Genomic DNA, 13,904 nt, shown 5'->3' on the forward strand with positions numbered 1-13,904 from the left:
CCGCCGGCAAGGCGCCGGGCCACAAGCTCGCTTTCCCCTTCAATATCCGTCGCGGCATTGGTCTCTGGAAGCGGCTCTATCTCAGCCCCGAGCCGGTGATCGCCTTGCCCGACGGCACGCCGGACAAGGTGTTGGCGGGCCGCTATCTGGTCGAGGGACCCGGCCATTGCGGCGAATGTCACTCGCCGCGCGACTTTGCCGGCGGCGGCAAGAAGGCCGAGTGGCTGGCGGGAGCCGTGGCCGCCGAGGGCTCGGGCGTCGTGCCCAACATCACCCCCGACGGGAACAGCATCAAAAGCTGGTCAGAGGCCGACATCGCCAACTATCTCGAGACCGGCTTCACGCCCGATTTCGATTCCGTCGGCGGCGCCATGGTCGAGGTGCAGCGCAACATGGCTCAGTTGACGGCCGACGACCGCGCCGCGATCGCGGCCTATCTCAAGGCCGTCCCGCCGCACCCCAACGGCTACCCGGCGCGCAAGCCGTCAAAATGATCTCAGGCTACGCGTGGCGGTCGCCGAGGAAGTCGAAGCCGTTTTCGAAAAAGTGGTTGTAGTCGCAGGTCAGCTCCTCGCCGGGCGCGATGTCGCGCAATGCGTAGGTCTCCTCGGGCGAGGACACGTCGCAGTTCGGCTCGTCGGCGTGGTTCATGTAGCGGGCGTCATCCGCTTCGAAGACGATGTAGTTGGGGTCGCGCCGGTCGGGATAGGAATAGCGGTCGAGATAGGATTTCACCGGGCCGGATTCGTTCTCATAGGTGTCGACGGGAATGCATCGGTCGAATCTTGGATCGAGCTTCCAGATCAACGTGCCTTTTGGAATGCGGTGTTTGGCGAAGACGCCGATGCCCTGGATGGGCGATTTGTCGAGATAGACGTCGACGAGCAGCATGACGACCCTTGCGAATGTATGGCGGGCGCGACCCGAAAGGGCCGCGGCCAAAAAACGACGGCGAATTGCGTAGCGCGTGGCCGTCGCAATTGCGAGTAAAAATCAGACCTTGCCGGTCACTTTCAGGGCATAGGCGTAGATATACGCGATCTCCTCCAGGCGCGAGAACCGGCCCGACGCGCCGGCATGGCCGGATTCCATGTTGATCTTGAACAGCACCGGATTGTCGCCCGCCTTGCGGTCGCGCAGCCGCGCCACCCATTTGGCCGGCTCCCAATAGGTGACGCGCGGGTCGGTGAGCCCGGCCAGCGCCAGGATCGGCGGATAGTCGAGCGCCGCGACGTTGTCGTAGGGCGAGTAGGCCGCGATCGTGCCGTAGTCGTCGGCCGACGCGATCGGATTGCCCCATTCCGGCCATTCGGGCGGCGTCAGCGGCAGGCTGGCGTCGAGCATGGTGGTGAGCACGTCGACGAAGGGCACCTCGGCGACGATGCCGCCGAAGCTTTCCGGCGCCATGTTGGCGATGGCACCCATCAGCATGCCGCCGGCCGAACCGCCTTGGGCGACGATGCGGTCATGCCTTGTGTAACGCTCGGCCACCAGATGGCGCGCGCAGGCGATGAAATCGATGAAGGTGTTCATCTTGTGCCGACGTTTGCCGTCCTCGTACCAGCCGTAGCCCTTGTCCTTGCCGCCGCGCACATGGGCGATGGCGTAGACGAAGCCGCGATCGACCAGCGACAGGCAGTTGGTGTTGAAGGCGGCCGGAACGGCGATGCCATAGGAGCCATAGCCGTAAAGCAGGCAGGGCGCGGAGCCGTCGAGCGGCGTGTCGCGATGATGGATCAGCGAGATCGGCACCAGTTCACCGTCGGCGGCGGGCGCCATCAGCCGGCGCGTGACATATTGCTCCGGATCATGCCCTGAAGGCACTTCCTGCGTCTTCAATAGAACGCGCTCTCGGGTGCGCATGTTGTAGTCGAAGACCTGCGCCGGCGTCGTCATCGACGAGTAGGTGAAGCGCATCACCTCGGTGTCGTATTCGTAGGAGCCGGAGAGGCCGAGCGAGAAGGCCTCCTCGTCGAAGGAAATGAAATGCTCCTCGCCGCTGGCGCGCTCGCGCACGACGATGCGCGGCAGCCCTTCCTTGCGCTCCAGCCTGACCATATGACGCTTGAAGCCCAGCGCCGACAGGATCAACCGGCCGGGCTCGTGCGGCACCAGTTCCGTCCAATTGGCGCGTGTCGGGTTTTCGACCGGCACGGTCATGATCTTGAAATCCTTGGCGCCGTCGGCATTGGTGAGGATGAAGAAGATGTCGCCGCCTTCTTCGAGATCGTATTGCAGGCCGGTCTCGCGGGCCGCCACCAGCTTCGGTTCGGCGAAGGGCTGGTCGGCGCGCAAAAGCCGGTATTCGGAGGTTTCATGGTCGTTGATGCCGATCATGATCCAGTCGTTGGAGCGTGTGCCGCCGACATCCATGAAGAAGCCGGGATCGGTCTCCTCATAGATCAGCCGGTCGTTTTCCGGGCTGTCGCCGAGCGCGTGGAAGAACACCTTGGACGGGCGATGATTGTCGTCGAGGCGAGTATAGAAGAAGCCGCCGTCGCCGGCGTTCCACACCCCGCCGCCACCCGTATCCGGGACCTGATCGGCCAGTTCCTTGCCGCTGGCGATGTCGCGCACGCGCAGCGAGAAGAATTCCGAGCCCTTGTCGTCGAAGGCCCAGAGCAGCTTCCTGTGGTCGGCCGAATGGTCGACGCCGCCGAGGCGGAAATAGGGCTTGCCTTCCGCTTCCTTATCGCCGTCAAGCAGGATCTCGTCCACGCCGCCGTCGCGCGGCGTGCGGAAGTAGCGCGGATGCTCGCCGCCCTGTCGGAAGGACGAGCCATAGGCATAGGGGCCGTCCTTCATCGGCACTGTCGAATCGTCTTCCTTGATGCGCCCCTTCATCTCGGCGAAAAGCTTGGCTCGCAGTTCCGCCGTGTCGGCCATCAACGTCGCCTGGTAGACATTCTCGGCCTCGAGATGGGAGCGGATCGCACCGTCGAGGAGCGATGGGTCCCTGAACATCGCCTGCCAGTTGTCGGCCCGCATCCAGGCATAGTCGTCGGTGCGGGTAATGCCGTGATGCGTGTCGAAGACGGTGCGTTTCTCGGGCCGCGGCGGGTTGGCGGTCGGGAAGGCGGAAGATCTGGTCATTACGTCTCGCTGTGGAATTTGCCTGAAGTTTGCTTGAATGGCGAATGAACACGCCACTCAGCAGCGGTTCAAGGGGCGGGCTTCAAGATCGCCTGCATAAGGTAAGTTGAAGGGGGAAAAGATGAAGTCCTATGCTCGCACTGCAATGGCTTTCGTCATCGCTTCGGCAGTCCTGGCCCTTTCCAGCCAGTCTCATGCAACCGCGTTCGCCGCCTGGCAAGTGGCGGGCGTGCCGTTCGGCGACACGCTCAACGCCCGCAAATTTCCGTCAAACACATCGCAAAAGCAGGCGGCCTATCCCAATGGCACCGTCCTGCAGATGACCGGCCGCTGCACGGGCGGGATAGATCTGCTCGACATTGCCGGCCAACCGCACTGGAAGCAGCGCCAGGCGATCCGCTATCGCTGGTGCGAGGTCTGGCATGATCCGGCGCAGAACGGTCATTTCGTCACCGGCTGGGTCTACGGCAAGTATATCACGCCCTATTGAGAGGTTCCGTCTACCCGCTCCGCGCGAGCAAGAGTGTCCTTGCAGCCTCTGGCACGTGTGACTTTTCGATGCTTGCCGCTGCGGGCAGACAAGCATTAGTCAAGCATTAAGGACTATGTCTGCCGCCGGCCGAGGTGTAAAGCGAACTTGACGCGGCGTCAGGCTGCGCTGGTCCGGCCAGAAGAATCTCGCTAAGTTACACGGCGCACGAATTTTTGAAGCTGAAACGGCAATATTTGATGAATATCGCCGAATATATTTTAATAGGCGAATTGACTTACTTGCAGCACAGCGTCATTAAGATGATGCGACGCGAATCGCAGGGGCTTGCCTGCATGAAATTCGCGCGATGCCCGATCTCAAAGAAGGGCACAGTCTAGAAACAAACTCTCGTTGGGGCCTGAGCACAATGGATATCGTCGAAACACCTTCAAGCAATAGTGACGCGCTGATCGAGCTGACCGCCGATGTCGTCGCGGCCTATGTCAGCAACAACCCGGTGCCGGTCGGCGAACTGCCGAACCTGATCGCCGACGTTCACGCCGCGCTCGGACGCGTCGGCGGCACGACGGAGCAGCCGTCGGCCGAGAAGCAGAAGCCGGCCGTCAACCCGAAGCGCTCCGTGCATGACGACTACATCGTCTGCCTCGAAGACGGCAAGAAGTTCAAGTCGCTGAAGCGCCACCTGATGACCCACTACAACCTCACTCCGGAAGAATACCGCGAGAAGTGGGGCTTGGACGCCAACTACCCGATGGTCGCTCCCAACTACGCCGCGGCCCGTTCGCAGTTGGCCAAGAAGATGGGCCTCGGCCGCAAGCGCAAGGGCCGCTGACAGCGCAGCCAGCGTCTGCAAGTTCGACGGCGTCCCTCGGGGCGCCGTTTGCTTTTTGCGGGAACGGATATTCGAAGCGGATCAGTCGGCTATGGGAAGCTGAACCGCCCTGGAGCCGCGGTCAGGCGGTCTGCTTCAGCGCAGCATCCGCATCGCGCTTGATGCGCTTGACCATCGAGCGCAGGCCGTTGGCGCGCTGCGGCGACAAGTGCTCGTCGAGGCCGAGCTCCTTCAGCGTGACTTCCGCGTCGGTGCTCTGGATCTGGCTGGCCGGCCGCCCCGAGAACAGCGCCAGCATGATGGCGACAAGGCCGCGCACGATGTGGGCGTCCGAATCCCCCTGGAAGCTGATCACCGGATCGATGCCCGGACCCTGCTCGGTCGTCAGCCAAACCTGGCTGACGCAGCCCGGCACCTTGTTGGCCGCTGTGCGTTCGGCCTCGGGAAACGGCGGCAGTCCCTCGCCGAGCTCGATCACATAGCGGTAGCGGTCCTCCCACTCGTCAAGCAGGGAGAAGTCGTCGCGGATCGTTTCGATCGAGGTCGCCATGGCCCGCATATAGTGACTCGGCGCCCCCGCGTCACGGAAAAAGGCGTCACGGAAAAGAAAGACGCCGCGGGCGTCGAGAGGTCGGACGGGCCCGCGGCGTTAGAGCAATTCCAGGAAAAGTGTGAACGGTTTTCCGTCCGGAATTGCGCCAAAACTAAAAAAGCCGGGCGAACGGCTGAAAAGGAATCTCAGTTCTTCATCACCGGGATGTTGACCTTGGCGGGCAGCACGATGCCCTCGGCGACGCTGCCGGTGGTCTCGGCGGACGTTTCCGCCACTTTCGTCTCGGGCGCGGCCGACTTTTCCGACTGCTGGTCGTCAAGCATGGCTGCGGCGATCTTGGCGGTTTCCTGGGCGCGGATGGTAATGGTGTGCATGGCCGATTTGCCGGTCTCGCAGACGTCCGGCTTGCGCTCGCAGATGCCGGCAATGTCGCCGACCGCCTCGCGCGCCGCAAACAGCGCCTGGATCGGCCCGACCGCCTCGCGGCCATCCTCGTCCGGACCGACGCCGAGCGGCAGCGCCAGGAGCACCAGCGAGAACCAGAAAGCCATCCTGATCAGAAAGCCCATTTCAATGCCTCTCGTCCGTGACCGGGTCATGCATCCCATTGGCATGACCTCTTTTATGGGCGGGATAGTGGCACAGGCGCGCAAAGGACGGCTTGCGCCGAAGCCGCGAATTTTCCTCAAATTTTAGGCAAATTCGAAAGGATTGGTTTTCGAGATTGATTTCATTCAAGTCTCATCGATTGCATTAACTTTACGATAACCATCTATGTTGCTGTTTTAAAAGAAGAATTTTAGATATAAGAGTTGTCGGCTCAGGTTTTTGGGAGTCCCGCCGCGCCTGTTCGAGGCTAACGCACCATTTACCATGGCGGCAGATCGATGAGCTTTGCGGTGCCGGCGTCCCAATATTTGCCGTGTGGGCAGGGTGCCCGCCGCGTCTGCCTTATCCATTCCTTAAACGCTGGATGCGAGTTTCAAGCCAATCAAGGGCCACCTGCAAAGCAGGGGCAATTTCACGACCGGGTACGAGTGCGTTGAGTTCGATTGCGGCCAGATACGTTCAATTGCCCGGCGCGGTTGCCGCCGGCTGCGAACGCTTGGTTCATCCGACCGTCGCGGGCGAGGCTGAGCGCTTGTGTCAGCGCCGCTTCATCGGCGTCATGCTTACGGCTCCCTTCCTGGTGGCGGGCGCGGCGGTGACGCTGGTCACGTCCAGCCTCGGCGCGGCCGTCACGATAGCCGCCATCTTCGGCGCTTTCGGTCTGTGCTGGTTCGCGGCCCTTCTGGTTGCCGCCACCGGCCACATGGCGTTCGCGGGCCGCACGGCAATTGCGGTGGGTGGCTTCGCCCTTGCTGGCGCCGTCGCCGCGGCAGGTGGATTGGCCTCTCCAGTCGCCCTGCTTGCCGCCGCCTTGCCGGTCGAGGCCTGGTGGGTCACCGGATCACGGCGCGCGGCGCTCTCGGGCGCGCTGGCGGCCCTTGCCGCCATTTTACTGCAGCCTTTCGCGAACCAGTTGCTGCCGCTCGGCGCGACCGGTATCGCCACCTGGCACTGGCTGCTGCCGCTCGCCTGGGCGCTTACTCTGTTGCCTCGCGGGGCGGCCTTCGCCAACCCGGCCAATACGCGCCAGGCAGAGCCTGCGACCGATCGTCTCGAGGACGTCATCGACGCCGTCGTGCTGCGTGTCGGCCGTCAGGGCGAAGTGCTCGACGCATCAGTCAAGGCGCGTTCCATTCTGAAGCTGGCGCCGGAGCTTCTGTTCGGCACCGGCCTGTTCGACCGTGTCCATCTCTCCGACCGCGTCGCCTATCTCACCGCGCTCGCGGACATGCGCGAGGGCGCGCCGAAACGCCGGCTCGACCTGCGCATCCGGCTGCCGCGCGACGGCAGCGGTTCGACCGACAATTTCCGTCCGTTCCGCCTGGAATGGATGCGCGGCGAGCTCGAACCGGACGTCTTCACCCTCGTGCTGCGCGAGAATGACGACGTCGCGGCGCTCCGCGAGGAGCTTGCCGCGGCCAGGGAGACCGCCGCGGCCGCCGAAGTGGCCAAGGGGCGTTTCCTGGCGGTGGTCAGCCACGAGCTGCGCACGCCGCTTAACGCCATTATCGGCTTCTCCGACATGCTGCTGCACGAGATGTTCGGCGCCTTCCGCGATCCGCGCCAGAAGGAATATGTCGAACTGGTCAGGCAGTCGGGCCAACATCTTCTGTCCGTCGTCACATCGATCCTCGACGTCTCGCGCATCGAGGCAGGCGCCTATGCGACCGAGTTGGAACCGTTCCGCTTTGTCGAGGCGGTCGATATGTGCCGCTCGATGATGCGGCCGCTGGCGCAGGCGAAGGGCATCGCGCTCGGCGCGCAGATCGCGCCGGACGCCGGCGAGATCAATGCCGACCGCCGCGCCGTGCAGCAGATCCTGATCAATCTCGTTTCGAACGCGGTTAAGTTCACGCCCGATGGCGGCAGCGTGACGATCGGCGCCAAGCGCGTCGGCTCGCGGCTGCATTTCTGGGTGAGCGACACAGGCATCGGCATCGCCGAGGAGGATATGGCCAATCTCGGCAAGCCGTTCATGCAGATCCAGAACGACTATACGCGCCGTTTCGAGGGAACCGGGCTCGGCCTGTCCCTGGTCAAGGGCCTGGTGGCGCTGCATGAGGGCACGATGTCGATCGAGAGCGCCCCGGGTGAGGGCACCACGGTGACGATCAGCCTACCGGTGAGCGGGCCGAAGCGGCGCACGGGCGCGCCCGTCGGGGTGCTGCCGATGCCGGCTGCAAAGCCGAAGGGGGATGCAAATGGGGACAGCAATGGCTCGCTCCGCAAGACGGCCTAAGGTGGTCGAACCCGAGCGCGGCGTCCTTGCCGAGGGCGCTGTGGCGCTTGGCCAGGTGATCTCGCGCAATCCGGTTCTGGTCGGCGGCTCGACCGCCTTCCTGGTCACCCTGTTCTACGTCTCGGCCAACGCGCTCTGGTACCAGCCTTTTCCGCACACGGGCGCCTTCTTCGCCACCAGGAGCATCGAGAATTTCCCGAACGCCGTCTCCGACGAACCGGAGACCACCATCAACATCGTGCGGCAGGCGCCGGCGCAGCCGGCTCCCAAGCCCGATCCGGTCGTCCAGCAGGTGCAAGGCATCTTGAAGGACCTCGACTTCTACGACGGCACAGTCGACGGCCTCACGGGGCCCGCCACGCGCAAGGCCATCCAGGCCTATCAGCTCAAGGTCGGGCTGCCGGGATCGGGAGAGATCGACGGCGCGCTGCTCGATCAGCTCGGCGCCCGGCAGACGACCGCTGCCATCCCGCATCCGGCGCCGCGGCCGGCAACTGCCGCTCCACCGGCTGCGACGGCTCCAATTCCGGTATCGGCGCCCGCCGATGGCACAACGCAAGCGCCCGACGCCCGCATCGTCAAGATCCAGGCCGGCCTCAAGGCCTTCGGCAATGACGACATGCAGCTCGATGGCAAGGTCGGCGCCCGCACCAAGGCCGCGATCAAGGAGTTCCAGGCGCTGTTCGGCCTGCCCGAAACCGGCGAGCCGGACGAAGCGGTCTACGTCAAGATGCGCGAGATCGGCCTGACGAACTGAGAGGCGCAAGCCGTTCCGGTTCCTCTGCCGATGCTGTAAGGAACCGCGCATGCCATCCGGAATCCCGCCATGCGCGTAACCACCGATCTTTGGGTATCGGCTTTGCTTCGCCGCGTCTTCGCCGCCGGCGGTTTTGCCGCCGTGGTCAAGCGCGGCGCGATGGAGGCGGGCGCCGTCTTCGTGTTGTCGCGCGGCCGGCTGGGGGAGGTCGCTCTCTACGGCCCGGCGCCGCAGACGAGCTATGATTCGGCAAAGCCCGACGAGCGCTTCTTCACCTTGCTTGATTCCAGCGACGATGCCTCGGCATTCGATGTGCGGCTCGAGAAGGAAAAGAGATTCGATCCGGATATCTGGGTGGTCGAGATCGAGGCCGGCTCCGTTCAGGTCGAAGAGCTTGTCTCCGTGAAGACGGAGTAGGTCGGTTCGAAGCTCAGGACGCCTTGAGGCTGGCGGCCTTTCCGTCGCTGTTCGACGCCTGATGCTCGCCGCTTGTCGTCTCGGCGGCATTGCCGCGGATCGCGCGTGACAGGGTTTCGGCCTTCCAGGCCCGGACCTTGTCGAGCGCTGCCTCGCGATGCAGCAGCCGATAGCGGTCGAGGAACAGCCGGATCGCCTGCGGATGCGGGAACTCGCCAGGATAGACGGCGACCGCGATCAGGAAGGCCCTGTCCTCGCTGAGATCGAGCGCCTTGAGCGCTGCAAGCAGCGCACCATAGCTCGACGGCTCGGTCACCGAGCGGGCCGTGGCGAAATCGATGTCGAGCGCATCGGCGAGCGCCGTCTGGAAGAAGGCGGCGTTGCCGGTCAGCGCCGTCTCGCGCAGCTTCACATAGGCCGGCTGGCCGAGGAAGGTATTGATAGCGGCGTTCTCGCCGGCGGGACGCATCATAGAGCGCAGGCGGCGCCGCGCATTCTCCTCGGCTTCGCCGGCAGCAGGGCGTTTGTCTTCGGCGGCGTCGATCGCCGCCGACTTCACCGGCGCGAGCTTCGTGACCGTCTCCGGTGGCCGCGTCTTGACCAGCGTCGGCTTCTCCAGCGCGCGGATCAGGTCGGCGATGGTCGCATTGAGCTCCCTGCGGCGCGCGATCGCGCGCGCATGCGGCAGGCCGTGGCGGCCGATCAGCGCGATCAGGTCGATGTCGCTCAGCGCGTTCGAGCGGGTGAGCAGCGGCGCCGCGATCTCGACAGGCTCCTCGGCCAGCCGCCGCACCAGCGCGGCCGGCGCATACTCGCATTCGGAAAGGGCGGCGGCGACATAGCGGCGCGATTCGACCGACACCTCGTCGAACAGCGGCAGGGTCAGATCCTCAAGCTGGGCGATCTCGCGGCGCGACGGGCGCGTCAGCGAGCAGAAGGCCGACACCGCGGCGCGGAACAGCCTTTCAGCTTTTCCCGCTTCGGTCCGGATAGCGATATGCCTGAAATCCGAAGATGACACGGAGGATACGCCCGATACTCGACACAGACCTGGCCCGCTCGATCCGGCCGGGCCGGTTTCGCGTCTCCAGGGAACAAAGATCAAATTAGCCGCGATCCGTTAGCGCTCCGTTAACCCTCTGCCCGCCTTAATCGACTTTGGAGGCGTTGCGTTGTGCTCCGGTCAAACCGAGAGGAATGCGCGAACCATGGGCATGGTCCTGTCTTTTGTGCCGAGAACGGCACCGGTCAATCGAGTAAATCACGCTACCGATACGGCGGCGGCAGTCATCATCTTCCCCGGCGTCCGCTACGAACAGCAGCCGCAGGTCGGCGCGGCGCGTCCGGACGGCCCGGACAAGCCGGGTTCGCCGCGGCCCACGGCCCCGCACCACTGATCTGTTTGGTTTCTCAGTAGTCCTGCAGCTCGCAGGCGCTCTGCTCGAGAAAGCGTGACACGATCGGCTTCCAGCTCTCGTCCGGCACGAAGGCGCGGACGACGAAGATGCCTTCCTCGATCGGCGCCTCGACGAAGATCGCGCCCTGCAATTCCTCCGGAAGATCGCGCCGCACGTCGATCATCTGCGCCGGCGTCAGCACCACGGCATCGAGCTTCTCGCTGTTCGCGTTGTGGTCGTTGAAGGAATAGATGTTGTGGCCGCTGCGGTCATAGACCGAGGCCGACCAGAACGGCACGTCGCCCGGCGCCTTGATCCGCACCAGCCCGTCGGCGAGATCGAAGCGGCAGGCGGCGGCGTAGAACATCGGGTCGACCGACTTCACCACCGGCGCGCCGCCGGCTTCGGCGTCCAGGCGCGTCATCCTGTAGAGGTCGGAGGTCATCGCCAGCCGCGACCAGGCATCGCGCTCGGAAAATTCCGGCACCAGGAACAGCACCACGATATGCACGATGCCGGCGCCGAGCAGGCCGAGGATGAGCGCGTGCAGCAGCCTACGCATGGCAGCCTGCCTTCAGGATGCGCGGCAGCGTCACGTCGGAAAGCCCGGTGCTCGAGGCGATCGGCGTGTCGTAGAAGGTCAGCACGAAATACATCTTGCCGAAACCGTTGATGAGCAGCCAGTTGCCGGGGGCAGGGCGGTCGCCGACGGAGATGACGACCGAATTGTCGGGCTGGCGCAGCACCTCGTAGGATTGGAGCGCTGCCTGCCTTGGCTTGCCGGTGTCGATGACGCCGAGCGACCGGTCTGCGGCGTAAAGCGTCCAGAACCGGGCCGTCGGATAGCCGCCTTCGATCGTGTAGGCGCATTCCCGTTTCAGCGGCTCGCCGGCCTCGTCGCGCTCGGCGACGAAGGAGAGCCCCTCCGCCCGGCCGAGCGCCAGCACACCCTCGCGCGCCACGCGCGCCTTCGAATAGGGATCGGCCGCCTGGGTGCCGATTTCGGGAAAGGCGGTCCATCGGCCGATGCGGATCGCGCCCACGCCGTCCTGCGCGTTGAGCGCGTACCAGACGCTGCCGCCGCCCAGCCCGATGGCTATGGCAAGCGAAAGCAGCGTGAGGAATGCGTTCTTGAGCATGGGGCCGGAAATAGAGGAGGTTGCTCGGGATATCGCGGCGCGGGGCCTCGTGGCAAGTCGGCTTGCTCCAAGGCGTTGCGATATTCAGGTGATGCGGCCTGCAAATGGCGGGTTCCTGCGCGTCCGGTGCTCATCCAAATGGCACGTTGCCATCAGGTCCTTCTACCGAGCAGCCAGCGGCGCATTCCCCGTGTTGACGACCGGCTTGTCATGGGCGAGATTCCGCCCTTCGACCCCCGGATCATCGATGCCTCATGCGGCGCTGCATCGCCACGCACCAGCGCCGGCGCTTTGCCATCGTCCTGTGTGCCAGCGACGCGGTGATCACCAATGTCGATTTCAGTCGAACGAAGCAGGAGACTATTCAATGGCGCTCGAACTCATCAACCCAGATGGTCTGCCAGTTCCAGAGATGTACACACAGGTCGTCGTCGCGAAGGGATCCAAGCTGGTATTCGTCTCAGGTCAGCAGCCCGAGGACATACACGGCAAGCTCGTTGGGCATGGTGACTTTGCGGCGCAAGCGCGCCTGGCATTCAGCAATCTCGGCCGAGCGCTCAGTGCGGCAGATGCACGGCCTGAGCAAGTTTGCAAGATCACAATCTACATTGTCGATTACAAGCGCGATGAGCACGTTCCAATCATCGAAGAAGCGCAGATTTCGCTGTTTGGAGATCACAAGCCAGCGAATGTGGTGGTCGGGGTAGCGATAATGTCCCCAGGCTACCTCATAGAGGTCGACGCGATAGCGGTCATTGACGAGGCCGTCAGAAGCTAGCGTCGCACAATGCGGCCCGCGTCTTATCACTGTGAGAAGGTACTGGTTCGCTCCGATCCTATGCCTGTGCTTGAAGCCGCCGCCATTTCGTTCCACATCGATCGGGATGAAGGGCGAGACAGAGGAACGGCGTTGGAATTTGGCGTGGGCCTTGCCCGCATCGCTGATCCTGCATGCGCTCATCGCAGCGTTTCTGGTCTACAGCCTGCCGAGGCCTGCCCAACAGCCGGACCAGGAACAGCCGGTCAATGTCGCGCTTGTGCCTCCGCCCGAGCAACCGAAACCGAAGCCTCCGCCCGCACCGCAGCCAAAGGCCGAAAAGCCGCCGGAACCGAAGGCTGAAAAACCGCCTTCGCTGGAAAGGCAGCCGCCGAAGCCACCAGCTATCGCGGTGCTAAAGCCCGTTTTTCAGTACGGCGACAAGGATACCGGTCCGAGGAAATCCCTGGAAGGAGGCGGCGATCGAGACAACACGCCCTCGCCGGCCAAGGATAACGATTCGAAGCCGCCTGCCGTGCCCAAGCCTGCACAGAACCAATCTGCCGCGCCGGCAGACGCCGATCAGCGGGCAGATCCAAGCAAGGCCGACGACAAGCCGGTAACCGCCGCGACGGACGCCAAGCCCACGCAGAGTGATGAAAAGCAGGCAGACCAGGACACACATAAACAGCAGGCGGACAAACAAGAGGCAGGAGCGCAAACCGCTGAAACAGCCGTAGCGCCGACGCCGTTGGGTGCTGAGAGCGACGGTAAGGTCGAGCTTCCGGCCGCGGCCGAAAAGCCAAAGCCCAAACCCGCAAATGCGCTGAAGTTCAGGCCTGCAAGGGTCTCGAAGTCCCGAAGCAGGAGCGCCGGGACGCCAAGTTCCACCAACGCCGCCGTTGCTGGATCGCCGATCTATTCGGGCCTTCCGGGTGTTCGAAAGCTCTACTCGCAGGGCGCTACCGGCGATGCGCTGGCCACAAGCTCTATGAGCGGCGTGCCTCGCGATCAGAGGGTTGCCAACCTTTGCGGCAGCGTTCTGAATCAGGAATTACAGGAGGCCTCTTATTCTCCCAAATGGCTGCCGTCCATTCCGCTGAAGGTAGGCAATGTTCTTGCCCCTCCGGAGGCCGCTTTCAGCACGGCAACCACATGGTACCGCCTAGGCTTCCGGTGCGAGGTCGATGCCGAAGCGACGAGGGTCTTGTCGTTCAACTTCCGTGTCGGCGCCGAGATTCCACGCGGCGAATGGGCCCGTCTCAGATTGCCCAGTCTCCACTAGAGCATGTCGCCCAAAAGTGTGCAGCGGTTTTGGGAAAACGACATGCATCAAAACAAGGACTTAAAGCGCCGACAGCGTCTCCGGCAGGGTGGGTGCGTTGAGAACGGGTGCCGCCTGGAAAGTCTTGGTCATCTCCCTCAGCGTCTGCGTGGTGCGGCTGGAGAGCACCGGCGGTCGCTCCGCCTGTGCCTGCGCCGTGGCGTCCGAGGCCTCCTTCTTCGCCGCCTCCTCGGCCTTGGCCGCGACCTCCGGGTCGACGAACGGATGATCGAGGCCCGGGATCGGCTTCAGGTCGATATTCTGGTGCGCATAGACCATCAGCCGCTGCCACAC

General features: G+C 63.9%; 16 protein-coding genes and 1 pseudogene. 9 read left to right on the forward strand and 8 right to left on the reverse strand.

Annotated elements, in window-relative coordinates:
* The coding region (locus EOA29_RS09925) for a cytochrome c (protein WP_127220833.1) at positions 1-494 on the forward strand (494 nt) is incomplete at its 5' end.
* Between the two features lie 7 nt (positions 495-501).
* On the opposite strand, the gene EOA29_RS09930 is transcribed toward EOA29_RS09925, so the two are convergent.
* Together EOA29_RS09930 and EOA29_RS09935 are read right to left on the reverse strand one after the other, a co-directional pair.
* Positions 502-891: an SET domain-containing protein-lysine N-methyltransferase gene (locus EOA29_RS09930; RefSeq protein ID WP_126095007.1), complete on the reverse strand. Its 390-nt coding sequence runs from the start codon at positions 889-891 to the stop codon at positions 502-504.
* Positions 892-993: 102 nt separating this feature from the next.
* Positions 994-3,093: a S9 family peptidase gene (locus EOA29_RS09935; protein ID WP_127220834.1), complete on the reverse strand. Its 2,100-nt coding sequence runs from the start codon at positions 3,091-3,093 to the stop codon at positions 994-996.
* 121 nt (positions 3,094-3,214) lie between these two features.
* On the opposite strand from EOA29_RS09935, the gene EOA29_RS09940 reads away from it, so the two are divergent.
* Positions 3,215-3,583, forward strand: coding sequence for an SH3 domain-containing protein (locus EOA29_RS09940; protein WP_126095005.1), 369 nt, complete (start codon positions 3,215-3,217; stop codon positions 3,581-3,583).
* A 409-nt stretch (positions 3,584-3,992) separates the two neighbouring features.
* Positions 3,993-4,418 (forward strand): MucR family transcriptional regulator, encoded by a 426-nt coding sequence (locus tag EOA29_RS09945; protein WP_126095004.1) that lies wholly within the window; start codon positions 3,993-3,995, stop codon positions 4,416-4,418.
* Positions 4,419-4,539: 121 nt separating this feature from the next.
* Here the strand turns inward: EOA29_RS09945 and EOA29_RS09950 are convergent, their stop codons facing one another.
* Together EOA29_RS09950 and EOA29_RS09955 are read right to left on the reverse strand one after the other, a co-directional pair.
* Positions 4,540-4,968, reverse strand: coding sequence for a SufE family protein (locus EOA29_RS09950; protein ID WP_127220840.1), 429 nt, complete (start codon positions 4,966-4,968; stop codon positions 4,540-4,542).
* A gap of 188 nt (positions 4,969-5,156) precedes the next feature.
* A complete protein-coding gene (locus EOA29_RS09955) occupies positions 5,157-5,540 on the reverse strand; it encodes a DUF5330 domain-containing protein (RefSeq protein ID WP_126095003.1) in 384 nt (127 codons plus the stop codon).
* A 536-nt stretch (positions 5,541-6,076) separates the two neighbouring features.
* Between EOA29_RS09955 and EOA29_RS09960 the strand changes: the two genes are divergently transcribed.
* From EOA29_RS09960 to EOA29_RS09970, 3 genes are all read left to right on the forward strand, one after another.
* On the forward strand, positions 6,077-7,819 hold the full coding sequence (locus tag EOA29_RS09960) for a HAMP domain-containing sensor histidine kinase (RefSeq protein WP_127220835.1): 1,743 nt from the start codon (positions 6,077-6,079) through the stop codon (positions 7,817-7,819).
* Positions 7,794-8,576 (forward strand): peptidoglycan-binding protein, encoded by a 783-nt coding sequence (locus tag EOA29_RS09965; RefSeq protein ID WP_127220836.1) that lies wholly within the window; start codon positions 7,794-7,796, stop codon positions 8,574-8,576. The genes EOA29_RS09960 and EOA29_RS09965 overlap by 26 nt, the downstream gene beginning before the upstream one ends.
* 69 nt (positions 8,577-8,645) lie before the next feature.
* The gene (locus EOA29_RS09970) at positions 8,646-8,993 is read left to right on the forward strand and encodes a DUF1491 family protein (protein ID WP_127220837.1); all 348 of its coding nucleotides are present in this window, start codon (positions 8,646-8,648) and stop codon (positions 8,991-8,993) included.
* A gap of 13 nt (positions 8,994-9,006) precedes the next feature.
* Here the strand turns inward: EOA29_RS09970 and EOA29_RS09975 are convergent, their stop codons facing one another.
* Entirely contained in the window at positions 9,007-10,014 is a 1,008-nt protein-coding gene (locus tag EOA29_RS09975; RefSeq protein ID WP_127220838.1) for a DUF2336 domain-containing protein, read from the reverse strand.
* Positions 10,015-10,201: 187 nt separating this feature from the next.
* Here EOA29_RS09975 and EOA29_RS09980 point away from each other — a divergent pair, with 187 nt between their 5' ends.
* Positions 10,202-10,390, forward strand: a complete 189-nt coding sequence (locus EOA29_RS09980) for a hypothetical protein (RefSeq protein WP_127220839.1) — start codon at positions 10,202-10,204, stop codon at positions 10,388-10,390.
* Between the two features lie 13 nt (positions 10,391-10,403).
* On the opposite strand, the gene EOA29_RS09985 is transcribed toward EOA29_RS09980, so the two are convergent.
* Together EOA29_RS09985 and EOA29_RS09990 are read right to left on the reverse strand one after the other, a co-directional pair.
* The gene (locus EOA29_RS09985) at positions 10,404-10,952 is read right to left on the reverse strand and encodes a DUF1254 domain-containing protein (RefSeq protein ID WP_126094998.1); all 549 of its coding nucleotides are present in this window, start codon (positions 10,950-10,952) and stop codon (positions 10,404-10,406) included.
* Positions 10,945-11,529: a DUF1214 domain-containing protein gene (locus EOA29_RS09990; RefSeq protein WP_126094997.1), complete on the reverse strand. Its 585-nt coding sequence runs from the start codon at positions 11,527-11,529 to the stop codon at positions 10,945-10,947. The genes EOA29_RS09985 and EOA29_RS09990 overlap by 8 nt, the downstream gene beginning before the upstream one ends.
* 367 nt (positions 11,530-11,896) lie before the next feature.
* On the opposite strand from EOA29_RS09990, the gene EOA29_RS09995 reads away from it, so the two are divergent.
* Together EOA29_RS09995 and EOA29_RS10000 are read left to right on the forward strand one after the other, a co-directional pair.
* Positions 11,897-12,307: a RidA family protein gene (locus tag EOA29_RS09995; protein WP_126094996.1), complete on the forward strand. Its 411-nt coding sequence runs from the start codon at positions 11,897-11,899 to the stop codon at positions 12,305-12,307.
* A gap of 106 nt (positions 12,308-12,413) precedes the next feature.
* Positions 12,414-13,571 (forward strand): DUF930 domain-containing protein, encoded by a 1,158-nt coding sequence (locus EOA29_RS10000; RefSeq protein ID WP_126094995.1) that lies wholly within the window; start codon positions 12,414-12,416, stop codon positions 13,569-13,571.
* A 60-nt stretch (positions 13,572-13,631) separates the two neighbouring features.
* Here EOA29_RS10000 and EOA29_RS10005 read toward each other — a convergent pair.
* Positions 13,632-13,904: pseudogene (locus tag EOA29_RS10005) on the reverse strand (penicillin-binding protein); the annotation flags it as partial.

It is taken from the genome of Mesorhizobium sp. M1E.F.Ca.ET.063.01.1.1 (assembly GCF_003998155.1).
GTDB lineage: Bacteria > Pseudomonadota > Alphaproteobacteria > Rhizobiales > Rhizobiaceae > Mesorhizobium.

What these genes read in the sequence shown, in the direction of transcription:
- EOA29_RS10000 (WP_126094995.1), top strand. Translation starts at nt 12,414, where the DNA reads ATGAAGGGCGAGACAGAGGAACGGCGTTGGAATTTGGCGTGGGCCTTG.
- EOA29_RS09965 (WP_127220836.1), top strand. Translation starts at nt 7,794, where the DNA reads ATGGCTCGCTCCGCAAGACGGCCTAAGGTGGTCGAACCCGAGCGCGGC.
- EOA29_RS09955 (WP_126095003.1), bottom strand. Translation starts at nt 5,540, where the DNA reads ATGGGCTTTCTGATCAGGATGGCTTTCTGGTTCTCGCTGGTGCTCCTG.
- EOA29_RS09950 (WP_127220840.1), bottom strand. Translation starts at nt 4,968, where the DNA reads ATGGCGACCTCGATCGAAACGATCCGCGACGACTTCTCCCTGCTTGAC.
- EOA29_RS09985 (WP_126094998.1), bottom strand. Translation starts at nt 10,952, where the DNA reads ATGCGTAGGCTGCTGCACGCGCTCATCCTCGGCCTGCTCGGCGCCGGC.
- EOA29_RS09940 (WP_126095005.1), top strand. Translation starts at nt 3,215, where the DNA reads ATGAAGTCCTATGCTCGCACTGCAATGGCTTTCGTCATCGCTTCGGCA.
- EOA29_RS09970 (WP_127220837.1), top strand. Translation starts at nt 8,646, where the DNA reads ATGCGCGTAACCACCGATCTTTGGGTATCGGCTTTGCTTCGCCGCGTC.
- EOA29_RS09930 (WP_126095007.1), bottom strand. Translation starts at nt 891, where the DNA reads ATGCTGCTCGTCGACGTCTATCTCGACAAATCGCCCATCCAGGGCATC.
- EOA29_RS09995 (WP_126094996.1), top strand. Translation starts at nt 11,897, where the DNA reads ATGGCGCTCGAACTCATCAACCCAGATGGTCTGCCAGTTCCAGAGATG.
- EOA29_RS09980 (WP_127220839.1), top strand. Translation starts at nt 10,202, where the DNA reads ATGGGCATGGTCCTGTCTTTTGTGCCGAGAACGGCACCGGTCAATCGA.
- EOA29_RS09935 (WP_127220834.1), bottom strand. Translation starts at nt 3,093, where the DNA reads ATGACCAGATCTTCCGCCTTCCCGACCGCCAACCCGCCGCGGCCCGAG.
- EOA29_RS09990 (WP_126094997.1), bottom strand. Translation starts at nt 11,529, where the DNA reads ATGCTCAAGAACGCATTCCTCACGCTGCTTTCGCTTGCCATAGCCATC.
- EOA29_RS09945 (WP_126095004.1), top strand. Translation starts at nt 3,993, where the DNA reads ATGGATATCGTCGAAACACCTTCAAGCAATAGTGACGCGCTGATCGAG.